An 18888-nucleotide genomic window follows, 5' to 3' on the forward strand; every position below is an offset into this window, starting at 1 on the left:
CTCTGGCTCGCAGGCGCTGAAAATAGCGCCTGTTTTCTTTTCAGGCAAATGGGGTCAACGTGGCACAGGCGGAAGTATTAAATCAGGAATCGCTGGCTAAGCAGGTTTTACAAGAGACCTTCGGCTACCAGCAGTTCCGTCCTGGCCAGGAAACGATTATCGACACGGTGCTTGAGGGCCGGGACTGCCTGGTGGTCATGCCGACCGGTGGCGGTAAATCGCTGTGCTATCAGGTGCCGGCGCTGGTCATGGGCGGTCTGACAGTCGTGGTCTCACCCCTGATCTCGCTGATGAAAGACCAGGTCGATCAACTGCTGGCCAACGGCGTGGCGGCGGCTTGTCTGAACTCGACGCAAAGCCGCGAGCAGCAGCAGGAAGTGATGGCCGGCTGTCGCAGCGGGCAGGTTCGTCTGCTGTATATCGCGCCGGAACGGTTGATGCTGGATAACTTTCTTGAGCATCTGGCGAACTGGAACCTGGCGATGCTGGCGGTAGACGAAGCGCACTGTATCTCCCAGTGGGGCCATGACTTCCGTCCGGAATATGCCGCGCTGGGCCAGCTGCGCCAGCGGATGCCGCAAATCCCGTTTATGGCGTTGACCGCCACCGCCGATGACACCACCCGCCGTGATATCGTCCGTCTGCTCGGGCTTAACGATCCGCTGATTCAGGTCAGCAGCTTCGACCGGCCGAACATCCGCTATATGCTGATGGAGAAATTCAAACCGCTCGACCAGCTGATGCGCTACGTTCAGGATCAGCGCGGCAAATCGGGCATCATCTACTGCAACAGCCGCTCGAAAGTGGAAGATACCGCCGCGCGTCTGCAGAGCCGCGGCATCAGCGCGGCGGCTTACCATGCTGGTCTGGAAAACGCCGTTCGCGCCGACGTGCAGGAGAAATTCCAGCGCGACGATCTGCAGATCGTGGTGGCGACGGTGGCCTTCGGGATGGGTATCAACAAGCCGAACGTCCGCTTTGTGGTGCACTTCGATATCCCGCGCAATATTGAATCCTACTACCAGGAAACCGGCCGCGCCGGGCGTGATGGCCTGCCGGCGGAAGCGATGCTGTTTTACGATCCGGCGGATATGGCGTGGCTGCGCCGCTGTCTGGAAGAAAAGCCCGCCGGACCGCTACAGGATATCGAGCGGCATAAGCTGAATGCGATGGGGGCGTTTGCCGAAGCGCAAACCTGTCGTCGTCTGGTGCTGCTGAACTACTTTGGCGAAGGGCGCCAGGAGCCGTGCGGCAACTGCGATATCTGTCTTGACCCGCCAAAGCAGTACGATGGCTTAATGGATGCGCGCAAGGCGCTGTCAACGATTTACCGGGTGAATCAACGTTTCGGGATGGGTTACGTGGTGGAGGTTCTGCGCGGGGCCAACAACCAGCGCATCCGTGACATGGGCCACGATAAGCTGCCGGTTTACGGTATCGGCCGGGAGCAGAGTCACGAGCACTGGGTGAGCGTGATCCGCCAACTGATTCACCTTGGGCTGGTGACGCAGAATATCGCCCAGCACTCCGCACTGCAGCTGACCGAAGCCGCACGACCGGTGCTGCGCGGCGAGGTGCCGCTGCAGCTTGCCGTACCGCGTATCGTGGCGCTGAAGCCGAAGGCGATGCAGAAATCCTTTGGCGGCAATTATGACCGCAAGCTGTTTGCCAAGCTGCGCAAATTGCGTAAAGCGATCGCCGACGAAGAGAATATCCCGCCATACGTGGTCTTCAACGACGCGACGCTGATCGAGATGGCGGAACAGTCGCCACTCACCGCCGGCGAGATGCTCAGCGTCAACGGCGTGGGGACGCGTAAACTTGAGCGCTTCGGTAAAGAATTCATGGCATTGATACGCGCTCATGTCGATGGTGATGATGAGTAGTCAGCCGCGGGAAAAGGTGCCAGAATAGTTTCCCTCTTCACTATTTTCCTGCGAGTTAACTATGCTGATGCTTTTCCTCACCGTGGCGCTGGTGCATATCATTGCGCTGATGAGCCCGGGGCCGGACTTTTTCTTTGTCTCACAAACGGCCATCAGCCGCTCGCGCAGAGAGGCGATGATGGGTGTGCTGGGGATCACCTGCGGCGTCATGATCTGGGCGGGGGTTGCCCTGCTCGGCCTGAACCTGATCCTCGCGCAGATGGCGTGGCTGCATAACATCATCATGGTCGGTGGCGGCCTGTATCTGTGCTGGATGGGCTACCAGATGCTGCGCGGCGCGCTGAAAAAAGAGGCGGTGGCCTCGGCGGAGCCGCAGGTGGAGCTGGCCCGCAGCGGACGCAGCTTCGTGAAGGGACTGCTGACCAATCTGGCGAATCCGAAAGCGATCATCTACTTCGGCTCGGTGTTCTCGCTGTTCGTGGGTGACAGCGTCGGCGCTGGTGCGCGCTGGGGTATTTTCCTGCTGATTATCGTCGAGACGCTGGCCTGGTTTATGGTGGTTGCCAGCCTGTTCGCCCTGCCGGGGATGCGCCGCGGCTATCAGCGGATGGCGAAGTGGATCGATGGTATCGCCGGTACGCTGTTTGCGGGCTTCGGCATCCACCTGATTATCTCGCGTTAACCGGCATGCTGTTTCCCACCCGGCTGTTTCCGGGTGGGAAAGTGTCAGTGGCGAAGCCGCTGCAGCTCATCTTCAGCCAGACCGGTCATTTCCATGATAGCTGCGTCATCAATACCGCGTTTGCGCATTGCTTCGGCAACCTGCAGCAAGGCCTGGTGTTTACCTTCTTTTATGCCCTGCTGTACGCCTTTCTCCATACCTTCTGCAAGCCATGTTTCCGCCAGCGTCATCAGTAATCCTCCATGCTGCGGCACGCGCTGTGCCAGTCCGTACAAGAGTGTCCGTGTATCCTCGGCATCTCCTGCCTGAGCCATATAGTTTACCAATACGGTGATTTGTTGTCCGCTCATCTGCTCCAGCAGTAAGAGATGGGTCAACTTATCCAGCAATTGCGCCATATCGCGCTGGCGGATGTGCTTTTGCACCAGCGTCAGGGCTGCCATGCTGCGGTGCTGCATGATGTCGTCGTCGGGGATCACCGTGATATCGACCAGCGGAAACGCCCCGCTATAGAGCTGGCGGGCGGTCTCAGGATCGGCAAAATTATCCAGCCAGCGCATCGACCAGGGATAGGGGCTGCGTCGTCCCTGATAAAAGAGAATAGGGATAACCAGAGGCAGCGTTTTATGGCCGCTCTCCAGGTGCCGCTGCATGGCGGCGACAGCATAGCGCATTAAGCGAAAGGCCATCAGCTTATCAGGTGCGCTCTGGTGCTCGATCAGAACATGGACATAGCCCGCACCGCGGGTGGTTTCCAGCGAATAAAGGATATCGCTGTAGTAAGGCCTGAGATCGTCTTCGAGAAAGCTGCCGGATTCCAGACGTAGGGTATCCAGTTTGCAGATCTGTATTAACGACGAAGGCAGGTGGAGCTCGATAAAATCGCGCGCCGTCTCTACCCGCGAGAGAAAGGTTTTAAATACCGCATCATGAGGAGTCGCCGTTTCCGCCATCGCCGTTCATCCGTGAATCACGTATCTGGCGGCATCCTGACACGATGGGTTCAACGCCGACAGCGGGTAAAAAAATTAATTACCCGCTTTGCGTGTCGGCTCGTGCAGAGAGTGCGCGTTTTTCGCCCGGCAAACCTCTCTTTGCGAGCGAGATTCCATGATTCAGGCGTGACGGGCGGAGGCGAGCAGCGCCCCGACCAGCATAAACAGCGAACCAAAGACTTTGTTCAGCGCCTTCATCTGCTTTGGCCCTTTGATCCATGCGGAAATGCGCTGCGCCAGGGTCGCATAGCCAATCATCACAATGATATCGACGACAATGGTGGTGACGCCCAGAACAAGATACTGCATCACCTGCGGCTGGTGCGGCAGGATAAACTGCGGAAACAGGGCGGCCAGAAACACAATGCTTTTGGGGTTGGTGAGATTCACGAACACCGCGCGCTGGAACAGTTTGCCGCGCGTCTGCGCCTTCGCCAGCGTATTCAGGTCGATCGCCCCCGCCGCCCGCCATTGCTGGATCCCCAGCCAGATAAGATAAGCCGCGCCGGCCCATTTCAGCACTTCAAAGGCCAGCACCGAGCGGGAGAAAAGGGTGCCGAGACCAACACCAACCAGCACGATATGAATAACCAGCCCGGTCTGCAAACCGGCAATCGACGCCGCCGCGCCGCGGTAACCGTGGTTAATGGAGGTGGTCATGGTATTAATCGCTCCGGAACCTGGTGACAGGCTGAGAATGATTGATGTCAGCAGGTAGGCGAACCACCACTCAATGGTCATGAGAAACTCCCTGATTGTCTGTTTTTATGCCACAATACGCTATTGTGTCAGCATTGTGTGATACAGGGCAAAAAAACGATTTTCAGCGGTTAACAGGGGTGTAAACCCGATGTTTGGGCAGAAAAAGGACTGGGAAACACGAGAAAACGCGTTTGCGGCCTTTAGTATGGGGCCGCTGACGGATTTCTGGCGACAGCGCGAAGAGGCTGAATTTAAAGGCGTCGATGATGTACCGGTACGCTTTGTTCGCTTCTGCGCGCAAAATAACGATCGTCTGGTGCTGATTTGCCCCGGGCGCATTGAAAGCTACGTGAAGTATGCCGAAGTCGCCTACGATCTCTTTCACAGCGGCTTTGACGTGATGATCATCGATCATCGCGGCCAGGGACGCTCGGGCCGCCTGCTCTCTGATACCCACCGCGGACACGTCGTCAACTTCAGCGACTATGTCGATGACCTGGCGGCGCTCTGGCAGCAGCAGGTGGTCCCCGGACACTGGCGAAAACGGTTTATCCTCGCTCACTCTATGGGCGGGGCGATTGCCACGCTTTTTCTGCAACGTTACCAGGCGCATTGCGATGCGATTGCGCTCTGCGCGCCGATGTTCGGGATTATCATTCGATTGCCGGACTGGATGGTGCGCCATATTCTCGACTGGGCTGAGGGCCATCAGCGCATTCGCGAAGAGTATGCCATCGGCACCGGGCGCTGGCGGGCGCTGCCTTTTGCCGTTAACGTGCTGACGCACAGTCGACAACGCTATCGTCGCAACCTGCGCTTCTATGCCGATGAACCGCGACTGCAGGTTGGCGGCCCGACCTGGCACTGGGTGCGGGAGGGCATGCTGGCCGGCGACGAAGTGCTGGCGAATGTGGAAAAAGACACCGCCCCGACGCTGCTTTTACAGGCAGAGGAGGAGCGGGTGGTCGATAATCTGATGCACGACCGCTATTGTGAATTACGGGCCGCTGCCGGCCATCCCTGTGAGGGCGGTAAACCGCTCGTCATTGAAGGGGCATATCATGAGATCCTTTTTGAAAAGGACGCTATGCGCTCAGTCGCGCTCAATGCCATCGTCGAGTTTTTCAATCGACATACTTAATCCGACGATAACGCTCGTCGCCCTGCTTAGAGGTTAACTTTTTTATGTACCAGGTTGTTGCGTCTGATTTAGACGGCACGCTGCTTTCCCCCGATCATTTCCTGACCCCGTATGCCAAAGAGACGCTGAAATTGCTCACCGCCCGTGGGATCAATTTCGTCTTCGCCACCGGCCGTCACTACATCGACGTCGGGCAGATCCGCGATAATCTCGGCATCCGGTCGTACATGATCACCTCTAACGGCGCCCGGGTTCACGATAGCGATGGTCAGCAAATCTTTGCCCATAACCTCGACCGCGATATTGCCGCCGACCTGTTTGAGATCGTGCGTAACGACCCGAAAATCGTCACTAACGTCTATCGGGAAGACGAGTGGTATATGAACCGCCATCGTCCGGAAGAGATGCGCTTCTTCAAGGAGGCGGTGTTTAACTACAAGCTGTATGAGCCGGGCGAACTGGATCCGCAGGGGATCAGCAAAGTATTCTTTACCTGCGAGGATCACGAGCATCTGCTGCCGCTGGAGCAGGCGATGAACGCCCGCTGGGGCGATCGCGTGAACGTCAGCTTCTCCACCTTAACCTGCCTGGAAGTCATGGCGGGTGGGGTATCGAAGGGGCATGCGCTGGAGGCGGTGGCGAAAATGCTCGGTTACACTCTTGCCGATTGCATCGCCTTCGGCGACGGTATGAACGACGCTGAGATGCTGTCGATGGCCGGCAAAGGCTGCATCATGGCCAACGCCCATCAACGGCTGAAGGATCTGCATCCGGAACTGGAAGAGATCGGCAGTAACGCCGACGATGCGGTCCCGCACTACCTGCGTAAGCTATACCTCGACTGAAAAAGATTGACGACTGGCGAATAACTGTCCAGTCGTCAACCTGACTCTTCGCTACAATGCCTGTTCTTTATCCAACGAGACGACCATTGTGGCGCTGTTAATTATCACCACTATCCTGTGGGCCTTTTCTTTTAGCCTGATTGGCGAATACCTGGCCGGTAGCGTCGACAGCTATTTTTCGGTGCTGATGCGTGTGGGCCTGGCGGCGCTGGTGTTCCTGCCTTTCCTGCGCACGCGCGGCCAGTCTCCGCGCACGATCGTGCTCTATATGCTGGTGGGCGCGATGCAGCTTGGCATCATGTATCTGCTGGCTTTCCGCGCCTATCTCTATCTGACGGTTTCGGAATTTCTGCTGTTTACCGTGTTTACCCCGCTGTATATCACGCTGATCTACGACCTGCTCAGCGGACGTAAGCTGCGCTGGGGCTATCTGCTGAGTGCTGCGCTGGCGGTGCTGGGGGCGGCGATTATCCGCTATGACAAAGTCAGCGATCATTTCTGGACCGGGCTGTTACTGGTGCAGTTGTCAAACCTCTGCTTCGCTATCGGCATGGTGGGTTACAAGCGCCTGATGGAGGTACGTCCGATGCCGCAGCACAATGCCTTTGCCTGGTTTTATGTCGGGGCCTTTATCGTGGCGGTGGCAGCGTGGTTTATGCTGGGCAACCCCCAGAAGCTGCCGACCACCACGCTGCAGTGGAGCGTGCTGGTGTGGCTCGGCGTGGTGGCTTCCGGGCTGGGTTACTTTATGTGGAACTATGGCGCCACGCAGGTGGATGCCGGCACGCTGGGGATCATGAATAACGTCCATGTCCCCGCGGGTCTACTGGTAAACCTCGCCATCTGGCAGGAGCAGCCGCACTGGCCGAGCTTTATTAGCGGAGCGTTGGTGATCCTGGCCTCGCTGTGGGTCCATCGCCGCTGGGTCGCTCCGCACTCCGGACAAACGGCAGATGATCGCAGGCGTGGTTCCGCGCAGAGCGAATAAACGCTTCGGTGACCGGTTGACGCTGTTCGCCATCGCGGACGGCCGCGTACAACCGGCTCCATAATCCCTCACCCAGGGTTTTGGTGACCACCAGACCCTGGCGTTCAAAGCTTTCCACCACCCAGTGCGGCAGCGCGGCGATGCCCATCCTTGCGGCCACCATCTGGATCAGCAACAGCGTGTTATCGACGCTTTTCAGCTGGGGACTGATGCCGGCCGGCTGCAGGAAATGGCGCCAGATGTCGAGGCGCCCGCGCTGCACGGGATAAATCAGCAGTGTTTCCGCGGCCAGGTCCTCTGGCGTAATCAGCGTCTTCATGGCTAACGGGTGCTCGGGCGCCAGCACCAGACGCACCTCATAATCAAACATCGGCGAGTAGTGCAGACCGCTGCGCGGCAGGATATCGGAGGTCATCACCAGATCCAGTTCGCCCTGCTGCAGCGCAGGCTGCGGGTCGAAGGTCACTCCGGAATGGAAGTCGACCTCCACGTGCGGCCAGCGGGCGCGGAAATTCTCCAGCGCCGGCGTCAGCCACTGAATACAGCTGTGACATTCGATAGCCAGGCGCAGCCGGGTCTGCTGTGGTTCGTTACAGTCCTGCAGGGCGCGAGCGATCTGCGGCAGCACCTGATTGGCCAACTGCAGCAGAATTTCCCCTTGCGGCGTGAAGCGTAGTGGCTGGCTTTTACGCACAAACAAACGGAAGCCAAGGCGCTGTTCCAGATCGCTGAACTGGTGAGACAAGGCGGACTGGGTCTGGTGCAGGGCCGCTGCCGCACCCGCCAGTGAACCGCTGTTCCGCAACGCTTGCAGCGTTTTCAGATGTTTAATTTCGATCATGAAAGTCCTTCACTTCGCCATGAGCAATTTGCGCTTGAGGAATATACAGTAACTGTCAATTATGGATGTGTAAACATCTGGACGTCTAAAACTCGTCATATTTCGACTTGCAGATGCGTTGGCTGCCTCGCTTACCCCAGTCACTTACTTCAGTAAGCTCCTGGGGATGCGCATCGTTGCCGCCTTCCTGCAAGCCGAACTATTTAGAGTTTTTCTTCAGATTCAATGAAATAAGAGAGGAACAAAAATGACAATTATTAACCACACCCTCGGTTTTCCTCGCGTTGGCCTGCGCCGCGAGCTGAAAAAAGCGCAAGAGAGCTACTGGGCGGGCAACGCCACTCGCGAGGAACTGCTGACAGTAGGCCGTGAGCTGCGTGCCCGCCACTGGGAGCAGCAGAAACAGGCGGGCGTTGATCTGCTGCCGGTGGGGGATTTCGCCTGGTACGACCATGTTCTGACTACCAGCCTGCTGCTTGGCAACGTGCCGGCTCGTCATCAGAACAAAGACGGATCCATCGATATCGATACCCTGTTCCGCATTGGCCGCGGCCGTGCGCCGACTGGCGAACCGGCCGCCGCTGCGGAAATGACCAAATGGTTTAACACTAACTATCACTACATGGTGCCGGAGTTCGTGAAGGGCCAGCAGTTCAAACTGACCTGGACCCAACTGCTGGATGAAGTAGACGAAGCGCTGGCGCTGGGCCACAAGATCAAGCCCGTGCTGCTGGGGCCGGTAACGTACCTGTGGCTGGGTAAAGTGAAAGGTGAACCGTTTGACCGTCTGAGCCTGCTGAATGACATCCTGCCGGTTTACCAGCAGGTGCTGGCCGAACTGGCGAAGCGCGGCATCGAGTGGGTGCAGATTGATGAACCGGCGCTGGTGCTGGAGCTGCCGCCAGCGTGGCTGGAGGCCTTTAAACCGGCTTATGACGCCCTGCAGGGCCAGGTGAAACTGCTGCTGACCACCTATTTTGAAGGCATTAGCGACAATCTCGCGACCATTGCTGCGCTACCGGTCCAGGGGCTGCACGTCGATCTGGTGCACGGCAAAGATGATGTTGCCGAACTGCACAACCGCCTGCCGGCCGACTGGCTGCTGTCTGCGGGTCTGATCAATGGGCGCAACGTCTGGCGCGCCGATCTCACCGAAAAGTATGCGCTAATTAAAGACCTCGTCGGTAAACGCGACCTCTGGGTCGCGTCATCCTGTTCTCTGCTGCATAGCCCGATCGATCTGAGCGTGGAGACGCGCCTTGATGCGGAAGTGAAGAGCTGGTTTGCCTTCGCGCTGCAGAAATGCGGCGAGCTGGCGCTGCTGCGCGATGCGCTGAACAGCGGCGATACGGCGGCGATTACCGAGTGGAGCGCGCCAATCCAGGCCCGTCGCCATTCGACCCGCGTGCACAACGCGGAAGTGGAAAAACGGCTGGCGGCGATCACCGCTCAGGACAGCCAGCGTGCCAGCCCCTATGAGGTTCGCGCGCAGGCACAGCGCCAGCGCTTTAACCTGCCGAAATGGCCGACCACCACCATCGGGTCATTCCCGCAAACAACTGAGATCCGCGGCCTGCGCCTGGACTTCAAAAAGGGCAACCTTGACGCCAGTCATTATCGGACGGGGATTGCGGAACATATTAAGCAGGCGATCGTCGAGCAGGAGCGGTTAGGTTTAGACGTACTGGTGCACGGAGAAGCCGAGCGGAACGACATGGTGGAATACTTCGGTGAACATCTGGACGGTTTTATCTTCACGCAAAACGGCTGGGTGCAGAGCTATGGTTCCCGTTGCGTGAAGCCGCCGGTGGTGATCGGCGACGTCAGCCGTCCGCAGGCGATCACCGTCGACTGGGCGAAGTACGCGCAGTCGCTGACCGACAAGCCAGTGAAAGGGATGCTTACTGGACCGGTGACCATTCTGTGCTGGTCCTTCCCGCGGGAAGATGTCAGCCGTGAAACCATCGCGAAACAGATTGCGCTGGCCCTGCGTGATGAAGTGGCGGATCTGGAGGCGGCGGGGATCGGCATCATCCAGATTGATGAGCCGGCGTTGCGCGAAGGGTTACCGCTGAAGCGCAGCGACTGGGATGCCTATCTGCAGTGGGGTGTGGAAGCCTTCCGCCTTAATGCTGCGGTCGCCAAAGACGACACGCAGATCCACACCCACATGTGCTATTGCGAGTTCAATGACATCATGGACTCCATTGCCGCGCTGGACGCTGACGTGATCACCATTGAAACCTCGCGGTCCGATATGGAGCTGCTGGAGTCGTTCGAAGCGTTCGAGTACCCCAATGAGATCGGGCCGGGAGTATATGATATTCACTCGCCAAACGTGCCGAGCGTGGAGTGGATCGAAGCGCTGCTGGCAAAAGCCGCGCAGCGTATCCCGGCGGAGCGGCTGTGGGTTAACCCGGACTGCGGCCTGAAAACTCGCGGCTGGCCGGAAACCCGCGCCGCGCTGGCGAATATGGTGCAAGCGGCGCAGAACCTGCGCCAGTCCGCCTGATCGTTACGCAAAAAATCAAAAAGGAGGCATTTGCCTCCTTTTTTCATGCATTGGGTGATTATGCTTTTTTACCGCCATACTGAGCAAACCACGCGAGCATTCGCTGCCAGCCGTCTTTGGCTGACTCTTCATGATAGCTGGCGCGATAGTCGGCGTTAAAGGCATGATCGGCTTCGGGATAGACCACGATTTCCGCTGTGGCGTTGGCCGCCCGCAGCGCCTGACGCATGGTCTCGATGGTGTCCTGTGGAATACTGGCGTCTTTAGCGCCGTACAGACCAAGCACCGGGGCGTTGAGATCGACCGCGATATCTACCGGATGCTTCGGTGAATTCAGCGATTTTTCTCCCACCAGCTTGCCGTACCAGGCCACGCCTGCCTTCAGTTGCGGGTTATGCGCGGCATACAGCCAGGTAATGCGTCCGCCCCAGCAGAAGCCGGTGATTAGCAGACGATGGGCATCGCCGCCGTGGCGCGCCGCCCAGCTGGCGACATGGTCGAGATCTGCCAGCACCTGCGCGTCCGGCACCTTGGTAACCAGCTCTTTGAACAGGGTCGGGATATCGTGGTACTCATTCGGATCGCCCTGACGGAAGTACAATTCAGGCGCAATAGCCAGATAGCCTTCCTGCGCCAGGCGGCGACAAAGATCGCGAATATGTTCATGCACGCCGAAAATTTCCTGTACCACGATAACGATCGGCAGCGGACCGTCGGCATTTTTCGGGCGGGCGTGGTAGGCCGGCATGTTTTCACCCTGAGAGGGAATAGACGTCTCTCCGGCGATAATATGCTCTTCCGGCGTATGAACGGCGGTGGCGGCGTGTGGTGAAGCTGCAGGTGCGAATCCAGGTTGCTTGGTGGTGGTCATGGTATTCTCCGTACCCTTATTTATTAGCGCATCAATAACTATAGACCCTTTACCTTTAGTTCGGGCGGTAATAAAGCACAGTGCCTGAAAGCGGCTATCTTTTGTTCTGTGACGATGAATATAACTTGTTAATGTGATGTGTATCACTATTTACTGAAAAACAACTGCAATCATTATTGGTCTTGGTGACTATCATCACAAAATGTTGCCAGGGGCTTCTGTACAGTACCGTTTTGCTTCTGCTGATAATTCGACCCACAGAGGAGTTTTTTATGTCCAAGTCTGATGTTTTTCATCTCGGCCTCACCAAGAACGATTTACAAGGGGCTACGCTGGCTATCGTCCCTGGCGATCCGGAGCGTGTGGAAAAGATCGCCGCGCTGATGGATAAGCCGGTTAAGCTGGCATCCCACCGCGAATTTACCTCCTGGCGCGCGGAGCTGGACGGCAAGCCGGTGATCGTCTGCTCCACCGGCATCGGCGGCCCGTCGACTTCTATCGCCGTGGAAGAGCTGGCGCAGCTGGGCGTGCGTACCTTCCTGCGTATCGGCACCACCGGCGCGATTCAACCGCACATTAACGTTGGCGATGTGCTGGTTACGACCGCTTCCGTTCGCCTGGACGGCGCCAGCCTGCACTTCGCGCCGATGGAATTCCCGGCCGTCGCAGACTTCGCCTGCACCACCGCGCTGGTGGAAGCGGCGAAATCTATTGGTGCCACCACCCATATCGGCGTGACCGCCTCTTCGGATACCTTTTACCCAGGCCAGGAGCGTTACGACACCTTCTCCGGCCGCGTGGTGAGCCGCTTCAAGGGCTCAATGGAAGAGTGGCAGGCAATGGGCGTGATGAACTATGAAATGGAATCGGCCACGCTGCTGACCATGTGCGCCAGCCAGGGCCTGCGTGCCGGGATGGTCGCCGGGGTTATTGTGAACCGTACCCAGCAAGAGATCCCTAACGCCGAAACCATGAAGCAAACCGAAAGCCACGCGGTCAAAATCGTCGTGGAAGCGGCGCGTCGTCTGCTGTAATTCAACCCCTTCTCTGTCAGGCCGGATCCTCCGGCCTTTCTTTTTTGCGTTGCTCCTCGCAGGAAATCCCTTTTAAACTGGACGTTTGTACAGCACAATTCTATTTTGTGCCATCAGGTTATCGCAGGGGGCGTCGTGGATCTCTCAATCATTATCAGCGCGGTTATCGCACTGGCTGCCGGGTTAATGGTCGGCTGGCTGGCAACCAAAGCGCGCGCCGACCAAATCCGGGCCGATCTCATTGAGGAGCGGCGAGAGCTGGATATTGAGCTGAGCGCCGCCCGTCAGCAGCTGGTGCAGGAGGCCCACTGGCGTGAGGAGTGCGAGCTGCTGAACAATGAGCTGCGCAGTCTGCGGGATATCAATACCTCGCTGGAGGCCGATCTGCGTGAGGTCACCACCCGGCTCGAATCCACCCAGCTGCATGCGGAAGATAAGATCCGTCAGATGGTTAACAGCGAGCAGCGCCTGAGCGAGCAGTTTGAAAACCTCGCCAACCGCATTTTCGAACACAGCAACCGGCGCGTCGATGAGCAAAACCGCCTGAGTCTGCATGGTCTGCTGACCCCGCTGCGCGAACAGCTCGACGGGTTCCGCCGCCAGGTGCAGGAGAGCTTTGGCCAGGAGGCGCGGGAAAGGCACACCCTGGCGCATGAGATCCGCAATCTTCAGCAGCTGAACGCGCAGATGGCGCAGGAGGCACTGAACCTGACGAAAGCGCTGAAAGGTGATAACAAAACCCAGGGCAACTGGGGGGAAGTGGTCTTAACCCGCGTGCTGGAGGCCTCCGGCCTGCGCGAAGGCTATGAGTACCAGACCCAGGTCAGTATCGAGACCGATAACCGCTCGCGGATGCAGCCTGACGTCATTGTCCGCCTGCCGCAGGGCAAGGACGTGGTGATAGACGCCAAAATGACCCTGGTCGCCTATGAGCGCTATTTCAACGCCGAAGACGACTACACCCGCGAAGTCGCGCTGCAGGAACATCTTGCCTCGGTGCGAAACCATATTCGCCTGCTGGGACGCAAGGATTATCAACAGCTGCCGGGGCTGCGCTCTCTCGACTACGTGCTGATGTTTATTCCCGTCGAGCCGGCGTTCCTGGTGGCCATCGACCGTCAGCCCGAGCTCATCAGCGAGGCGTTGCAAAATAATATCATGCTGGTCAGCCCGACGACGCTGCTGGTAGCCCTGCGTACTATCGCCAATCTGTGGCGCTATGAGCATCAGAGCCGCAACGCGCAGAAGATCGCCGAGCGGGCGGGGCGCCTTTACGACAAAATGCGCCTGTTTGTGGATGATATGTCCGCCATCGGCCAGAGTCTGGATAAGGCGCAAGAGAACTATCGCCAGGCGATGAAAAAGCTCGCTTCCGGGCGCGGGAATCTGCTGGCCCAGGCGGAAGCCTTTCGCGGCCTGGGGGTGGAGGTGAAGCGCGGGATAAATCCTGATTTAGTCGAACAAGCCTCTGCCCAGGACGATGAATATCGTCTCGAAGACGAGGATAACCTCCCGGAAAATGACGCATTTTCAGCCGACTCTGCCGAGGCGTTACATAATCGGGAGGCGGCTCCGCCACGTTGAAACGTATGGGAAATGCGCTGAATCTGATACACTCAGTGAACATTTTCTTGAAAAGCAAGCAGGCATAGAGATGGTTGAGGATTCACAAGAAACGACGCACTTTGGCTTTCAGACGGTCGCTAAAGAGCAGAAACAGGACATGGTGGCGCATGTATTCCATTCTGTCGCGGCAAAGTATGATGTGATGAACGACTTGATGTCGTTTGGTATCCATCGTTTGTGGAAGCGTTTCACCATCGACTGCAGCGGCGTACGTCGCGGGCAGACCGTGCTGGATCTGGCGGGGGGGACCGGCGATTTGACGGCCAAGTTCTCCCGTCTGGTAGGAGAAACCGGCCGCGTCATGCTTGCTGATATCAATGATTCCATGCTCAAAATGGGCCGCGAAAAGCTGCGTAATATCGGCATCGTGGGCAACGTTGAGTATGTTCAGGCCAACGCGGAAGCCCTGCCGTTTGCTGATAACACCTTTGACTGCATCACCATCTCTTTCGGTCTGCGTAACGTTACCGATAAAGAAAAAGCGCTGCGTTCGATGTACCGCGTGCTGAAGCCGGGCGGACGTCTGCTGGTGCTGGAGTTTTCTAAACCGATTATCGAACCGCTCAGCAAAGCCTACGACGCTTACTCCTTCCATATCCTGCCGAAGGTGGGGGAACTGGTGGCAAAAGACGGCGACAGCTATCGCTACCTGGCAGAATCTATCCGTATGCACCCGGATCAGGAAACCCTGAAAGGGATGATGCAGGATGCAGGTTTTGAAAGTGTCGACTACCACAACCTGACGGCGGGTATCGTTGCCTTGCATCGCGGTTACAAGTTCTGACAGGAGGGACGCTATGCCTTTCACACCCCTGGTGACCGCTAGCATTGAGACGGCGCTGAATACTTTTCTCTGGCGTGACAAGGCGCTAAAACCCGCTCGTCAGCGCCTGCTGGGTAAGGTATTGCGAGTTCAACTGCAGGACTTCTCCACCCCGATCGTACTGGCGTTCAGCGAACGCCAGGTTGATGTCCTGAGCGCCTGGGAGGGAGAGGCCGACTGCACTGTGATTACCCGGCTCAGCGTGCTGCCCAAACTGCGTAATCGTCAGCAGCTCACGGCGCTTATCCGTAGCGGAGATCTGGAAGTGCAGGGCGATCTGCAGGTGGTGCAGAATATGGTCTCCCTGTGCGATCTGGCGGAGTTCGATCCCGCTGAACTGCTGGCGCCTTATACTGGCGATATCGTGGCTGAAGGCGTTGGCAAAGTCCTCCGCGGCGGCGCTCAGTTTTTACTGAAAGGCGCGCAGCGCCAGCAGCGCTATGTCGCAGAAGCGATCACTGAAGAGTGGCGACTGGCACCGGGGCCGCTGGAGCTGGCATGGTTTGCGGAAGAAACGACGGCTATTGAACGCGCGCTGGCCGCACTGGAAAAACGGCTGGAAACGCTGGAGGGCAAATGACGCCAGGAGAATTACGGCGCCTGTATTTCATCATCCACACCTTTTTGAGCTACGGGCTCGATGAGCTCATCCCCAAAATTCGTCTCACGCTGCCGCTGCGTATCTGGCGGCGGATGCTGTTCTGGATGCCAAATCGTCATCAAGACCAACCCCTTGGCACTCGTCTGCGCCTGGCGCTTCAGGAGCTGGGGCCGGTGTGGATTAAATTTGGCCAGATGCTTTCCACCCGCCGGGATCTCTTCCCGCCGCATATTGCCGATCAGCTGGCGCTGTTGCAGGACCGCGTAGCGCCCTTTGAAGGAAAGCTCGCGCAGCAGCAGATAGAGAAAGCGATGGGGGGCCTGCCGGTGGACGCCTGGTTTGATGATTTCTCCGTAGAGCCGTTAGCCTCGGCTTCCATCGCCCAGGTGCATACCGCACGTCTGAAAGAGAATGGCAAAGAGGTGGTGATCAAGGTTATCCGCCCGGATATTTTGCCGATCATTAAAGCGGACATGAAGCTCATCTACCGCCTGGCGCGCTGGGTACCGCGTCTGCTGCCTGACGGCCGCCGTCTGCGCCCGCAGGAGGTGGTTCGCGAATATGAAAAAACGCTGCTGGACGAGCTGAACCTGTTGCGGGAATCCGCCAACGCCATTCAGCTGCGGCGTAATTTCGAAGATAGTCCGATGCTGTACGTGCCGGAGGTGTACCCCGACTACTGCAGCGAAAGTATGATGGTGATGGAGCGCATCTACGGTATCCCGGTGTCCGACGTGGAGGCGCTGGAGGCCCAGGGGACCAACATGCAGCTGCTGGCGGAGCGGGGCGTGCAGGTCTTCTTTACCCAGGTGTTCCGCGACAGCTTCTTTCATGCCGATATGCACCCTGGCAACATATTCGTCAGCTACGAGCACCCGGAAGATCCGCAGTATATCGGCATCGACTGCGGTATTGTCGGCTCGCTGAACAAAGAAGATAAGCGCTATCTGGCGGAAAACTTTATCGCCTTCTTTAACCGCGATTATCGTAAGGTGGCTGAGCTGCACGTCGATTCCGGTTGGGTACCGCCCGATACGAATGTCGAAGAGTTTGAGTTCGCGATCCGCACGGTCTGCGAGCCGATCTTTGAGAAGCCGCTGGCGGAGATCTCCTTCGGCCACGTGCTGCTTAATCTGTTCAATACCGCGCGGCGTTTCAATATGGAAGTCCAGCCGCAGCTCGTTTTACTACAGAAGACATTACTTTACGTAGAAGGGGTAGGCCGGCAGCTCTATCCTCAGTTAGACTTGTGGAAAACGGCGAAGCCTTTCCTCGAGTCGTGGATCAAAGATCAGGTCGGCATTCCGGCGCTGGTGCGCGCGTTTAAAGACAAAGCGCCGTTCTGGATCGAAAGAATGCCTGAAATACCTGAGCTGGTGTATCAGAGCCTGCAGCAGAGCAAACAGCTGCAGACCAGCGTCGATACCATCGTGCGGGATATGCATGTGCGTCATGTGCGCCAGGGCCAATCCCGTTATCTGTTTGGTATAGGCGCGGTTTTATTGCTCAGTGGTACGCTGCTCTTTATCCATCGCCCTGAGTGGGGAATGATGCCCGGCTGGTTGATGGCCGGCGGTGTGGTGACCTGGCTGATTGGCTGGCGGAAAACCCACTGATCGGTTCGCCTCTTCATGACGCAGGCTTATTTGCGCAAAATCATGCCGGCGGCCTGACGAAGAGGCGGCTCGCAGGATGGCGTGTATAATGCGTCCACATAATTCATCATCTGTCATAGGGGAACGTGTATGGGTGGTATCAGTATTTGGCAGTTATTAATTGTTGTCGTCATCGTAGTTCTGCTTTTTGGGACGAAGAAGCTGAGCTCACTGGGGTCAGACTTAGGGGCATCTATCAAAGGCTTTAAAAAAGCCATGAGTGATGATGATAAACCCGAAAAGTCGGCGCCAGACGCAGATTTCACGGCGAAAACCATCGCCGATAAACAGGATGATGCAAAAAAAGACGAGACAAAACGCCACGACAAAGAGCAGGTGTAACTCGTGTTCGATATTGGTTTTAGTGAACTACTGCTGGTGTTTGTGATTGGCCTCATTGTTCTGGGGCCACAGCGGCTTCCCGTCGCGGTTAAAACGGTGGTTGGCTGGATCCGTACGCTACGCTCGCTGGCGACCACGGTACAAAATGAGCTGGCCCAGGAGCTAAAACTGCAGGAGTTCCAGGAGAGCCTCAAGAAGGTGGAAAAGGCTAGCCTGAATAACCTGACGCCGGAGCTGAAAGCCTCCATGGATGAACTGCGCGAGGCCGCGGAGTCGATGAAGCGCTCCTATAGCGCCCACGATCCTGAAAAGGCCAGCGACGAAGCCAATACCATCCTTAATCCGGTGGTGAAAGGCAGTGAAGCGCAGCGCCAGGACGTCACGCCGGCGACGGCAGAACATCAGGCCAGCGCTCCGGCTCATGCGCCGGGTCCCGTCGTCGATGAGCAACCCGCTTCACCGGCTGAACTTCCGGCAGAGAAAACATCCGCTACGGCGGCAGCCCCTCATTCTTCCCCCGCATCGAGTGATAAACCGTAAACATGGGCGTAGACGATACACAACCGCTAATTTCGCATCTGATTGAGCTGCGCAAGCGTCTGCTCAACAGCATCATTGCTATTCTGGTGATCTTCCTGGCGCTGGTCTATTTCGCCAATGATATCTACCAGCTGGTCTCGGCCCCGCTTATCAGCAAGATGCCGGTGGGCGCGACGATGATCGCTACTGATGTCGCTTCACCTTTCTTTACGCCGATAAAGCTGACCTTCATGGTGTCGGTGATCCTGTCAGTGCCGATTATTCTTTACCAGGTATGGGCCTTCGTCGCGCCGGCGCTGTATAAGCACGAGCGCCGGCTGGTGGTGCCTTTACTGGTATCCAGTACGCTGCTGTTCTATATCGGCATGGCTTTCGCTTATTTTGTCGTGTTTCCGCTGGCGTTCGGCTTCCTGACCCATGCTGCCCCGGAGGGGGTGCTGGTCTCGACCGATATCCGCAGCTATCTCGACTTCGTGATGGCGCTGTTTATGGCTTTCGGGGTCTCTTTTGAGGTACCGGTCGCCATTGTGCTGCTCTGCTGGATGGGCGTTACCACGCCGGAAGAGCTGCGCAAAAAACGGCCGTATGTCCTGGTGGGCGCCTTCGTGGTGGGTATGCTGCTGACGCCACCGGACGTGTTCTCGCAGACGCTGCTGGCCATTCCGATGTACTGTCTGTTTGAAGTCGGGGTGTTCTTCGCCCGCTTCTACACCGGGAAGCGCCTGACGCGTGATGACGACGCTGCGGCCGAAGCTGAAGCCGCTGAGCACAGAGAAGAGTAATACCGCCAACCGCCCGTCAGGG

At 57.5% G+C, this 18888-nt stretch carries 18 protein-coding genes; 14 read left to right on the forward strand and 4 right to left on the reverse strand.

All coding sequences use genetic code 11. From position 1 onward, the window contains the following. Positions 1–59: 59 nt before the first annotated feature. Both recQ and rhtC read left to right on the forward strand, forming a co-directional pair. Positions 60–1886, forward strand: coding sequence for an ATP-dependent DNA helicase RecQ (gene recQ, locus HMPREF3142_RS24205; RefSeq protein ID WP_048268376.1), 1827 nt, complete (start codon positions 60–62; stop codon positions 1884–1886). A 61-nt stretch (positions 1887–1947) separates the two neighbouring features. Next, positions 1948–2568: a threonine export protein RhtC gene (rhtC, locus tag HMPREF3142_RS24210; protein WP_008807945.1), complete on the forward strand. Its 621-nt coding sequence runs from the start codon at positions 1948–1950 to the stop codon at positions 2566–2568. 44 nt (positions 2569–2612) lie between these two features. Here the strand turns inward: rhtC and HMPREF3142_RS24215 are convergent, their stop codons facing one another. Next, complete coding sequence (locus HMPREF3142_RS24215; RefSeq protein ID WP_012969188.1) at positions 2613–3521, reverse strand: Rpn family recombination-promoting nuclease/putative transposase; 909 nt, start codon at positions 3519–3521, stop codon at positions 2613–2615. A gap of 162 nt (positions 3522–3683) precedes the next feature. Further along, complete coding sequence (rhtB, locus tag HMPREF3142_RS24220) at positions 3684–4304, reverse strand: homoserine/homoserine lactone efflux protein (RefSeq protein ID WP_008807943.1); 621 nt, start codon at positions 4302–4304, stop codon at positions 3684–3686. Between the two features lie 109 nt (positions 4305–4413). Between rhtB and pldB the strand changes: the two genes are divergently transcribed. From pldB to HMPREF3142_RS24235, 3 genes are all read left to right on the forward strand, one after another. Further along, positions 4414–5406, forward strand: coding sequence for a lysophospholipase L2 (gene pldB / locus HMPREF3142_RS24225; RefSeq protein ID WP_008807942.1), 993 nt, complete (start codon positions 4414–4416; stop codon positions 5404–5406). 44 nt (positions 5407–5450) lie between these two features. Continuing rightward, a complete protein-coding gene (gene yigL / locus HMPREF3142_RS24230; RefSeq protein ID WP_070612799.1) occupies positions 5451–6251 on the forward strand; it encodes a sugar/pyridoxal phosphate phosphatase YigL in 801 nt (266 codons plus the stop codon). Between the two features lie 88 nt (positions 6252–6339). Next, the gene (locus tag HMPREF3142_RS24235) at positions 6340–7239 is read left to right on the forward strand and encodes a carboxylate/amino acid/amine transporter (protein WP_012969187.1); all 900 of its coding nucleotides are present in this window, start codon (positions 6340–6342) and stop codon (positions 7237–7239) included. On the opposite strand, the gene metR is transcribed toward HMPREF3142_RS24235, so the two are convergent. After that, positions 7127–8080, reverse strand: a complete 954-nt coding sequence (gene metR, locus HMPREF3142_RS24240; RefSeq protein ID WP_023296876.1) for an HTH-type transcriptional regulator MetR — start codon at positions 8078–8080, stop codon at positions 7127–7129. The genes HMPREF3142_RS24235 and metR overlap by 113 nt on opposite strands. A gap of 247 nt (positions 8081–8327) precedes the next feature. On the opposite strand from metR, the gene metE reads away from it, so the two are divergent. Beyond that, positions 8328–10592: a 5-methyltetrahydropteroyltriglutamate--homocysteine S-methyltransferase gene (metE, locus tag HMPREF3142_RS24245; protein ID WP_048268377.1), complete on the forward strand. Its 2265-nt coding sequence runs from the start codon at positions 8328–8330 to the stop codon at positions 10590–10592. A 58-nt stretch (positions 10593–10650) separates the two neighbouring features. Here the strand turns inward: metE and HMPREF3142_RS24250 are convergent, their stop codons facing one another. Then, the gene (locus HMPREF3142_RS24250) at positions 10651–11463 is read right to left on the reverse strand and encodes a dienelactone hydrolase family protein (protein WP_008807937.1); all 813 of its coding nucleotides are present in this window, start codon (positions 11461–11463) and stop codon (positions 10651–10653) included. Between the two features lie 272 nt (positions 11464–11735). Here HMPREF3142_RS24250 and udp point away from each other — a divergent pair, with 272 nt between their 5' ends. The 8 genes from udp to tatC all read left to right on the forward strand — a co-directional run bounded on the left by udp (position 11736) and on the right by tatC (position 18866). Further along, a complete protein-coding gene (gene udp, locus HMPREF3142_RS24255; protein ID WP_002883419.1) occupies positions 11736–12497 on the forward strand; it encodes a uridine phosphorylase in 762 nt (253 codons plus the stop codon). A 135-nt stretch (positions 12498–12632) separates the two neighbouring features. After that, the gene (rmuC, locus tag HMPREF3142_RS24260) at positions 12633–14081 is read left to right on the forward strand and encodes a DNA recombination protein RmuC (RefSeq protein ID WP_012969184.1); all 1449 of its coding nucleotides are present in this window, start codon (positions 12633–12635) and stop codon (positions 14079–14081) included. A gap of 70 nt (positions 14082–14151) precedes the next feature. Beyond that, complete coding sequence (gene ubiE, locus HMPREF3142_RS24265) at positions 14152–14907, forward strand: bifunctional demethylmenaquinone methyltransferase/2-methoxy-6-polyprenyl-1,4-benzoquinol methylase UbiE (protein WP_008807935.1); 756 nt, start codon at positions 14152–14154, stop codon at positions 14905–14907. A 13-nt stretch (positions 14908–14920) separates the two neighbouring features. Continuing rightward, positions 14921–15526: a ubiquinone biosynthesis protein UbiJ gene (gene ubiJ / locus HMPREF3142_RS24270; RefSeq protein ID WP_008807934.1), complete on the forward strand. Its 606-nt coding sequence runs from the start codon at positions 14921–14923 to the stop codon at positions 15524–15526. Continuing rightward, a complete protein-coding gene (gene ubiB / locus HMPREF3142_RS24275) occupies positions 15523–17163 on the forward strand; it encodes a ubiquinone biosynthesis regulatory protein kinase UbiB (RefSeq protein WP_012543220.1) in 1641 nt (546 codons plus the stop codon). The genes ubiJ and ubiB overlap by 4 nt, the downstream gene beginning before the upstream one ends. A gap of 129 nt (positions 17164–17292) precedes the next feature. After that, positions 17293–17544: a Sec-independent protein translocase subunit TatA gene (gene tatA / locus HMPREF3142_RS24280; protein WP_002883425.1), complete on the forward strand. Its 252-nt coding sequence runs from the start codon at positions 17293–17295 to the stop codon at positions 17542–17544. A 3-nt stretch (positions 17545–17547) separates the two neighbouring features. Further along, positions 17548–18084 carry a Sec-independent protein translocase protein TatB gene (tatB, locus tag HMPREF3142_RS24285; RefSeq protein WP_023323445.1) on the forward strand — a complete coding sequence of 179 codons (537 nt, stop codon included), beginning with the start codon at positions 17548–17550 and terminating at the stop codon, positions 18082–18084. Positions 18085–18086: 2 nt separating this feature from the next. Then, entirely contained in the window at positions 18087–18866 is a 780-nt protein-coding gene (gene tatC, locus HMPREF3142_RS24290; RefSeq protein WP_004886745.1) for a Sec-independent protein translocase subunit TatC, read from the forward strand. Positions 18867–18888: the final 22 nt, after the last annotated feature.

The sequence above is a fragment of the Klebsiella sp. HMSC16C06 genome, from assembly GCF_001808325.1.
Taxonomy (GTDB): domain Bacteria; phylum Pseudomonadota; class Gammaproteobacteria; order Enterobacterales; family Enterobacteriaceae; genus Klebsiella; species Klebsiella variicola.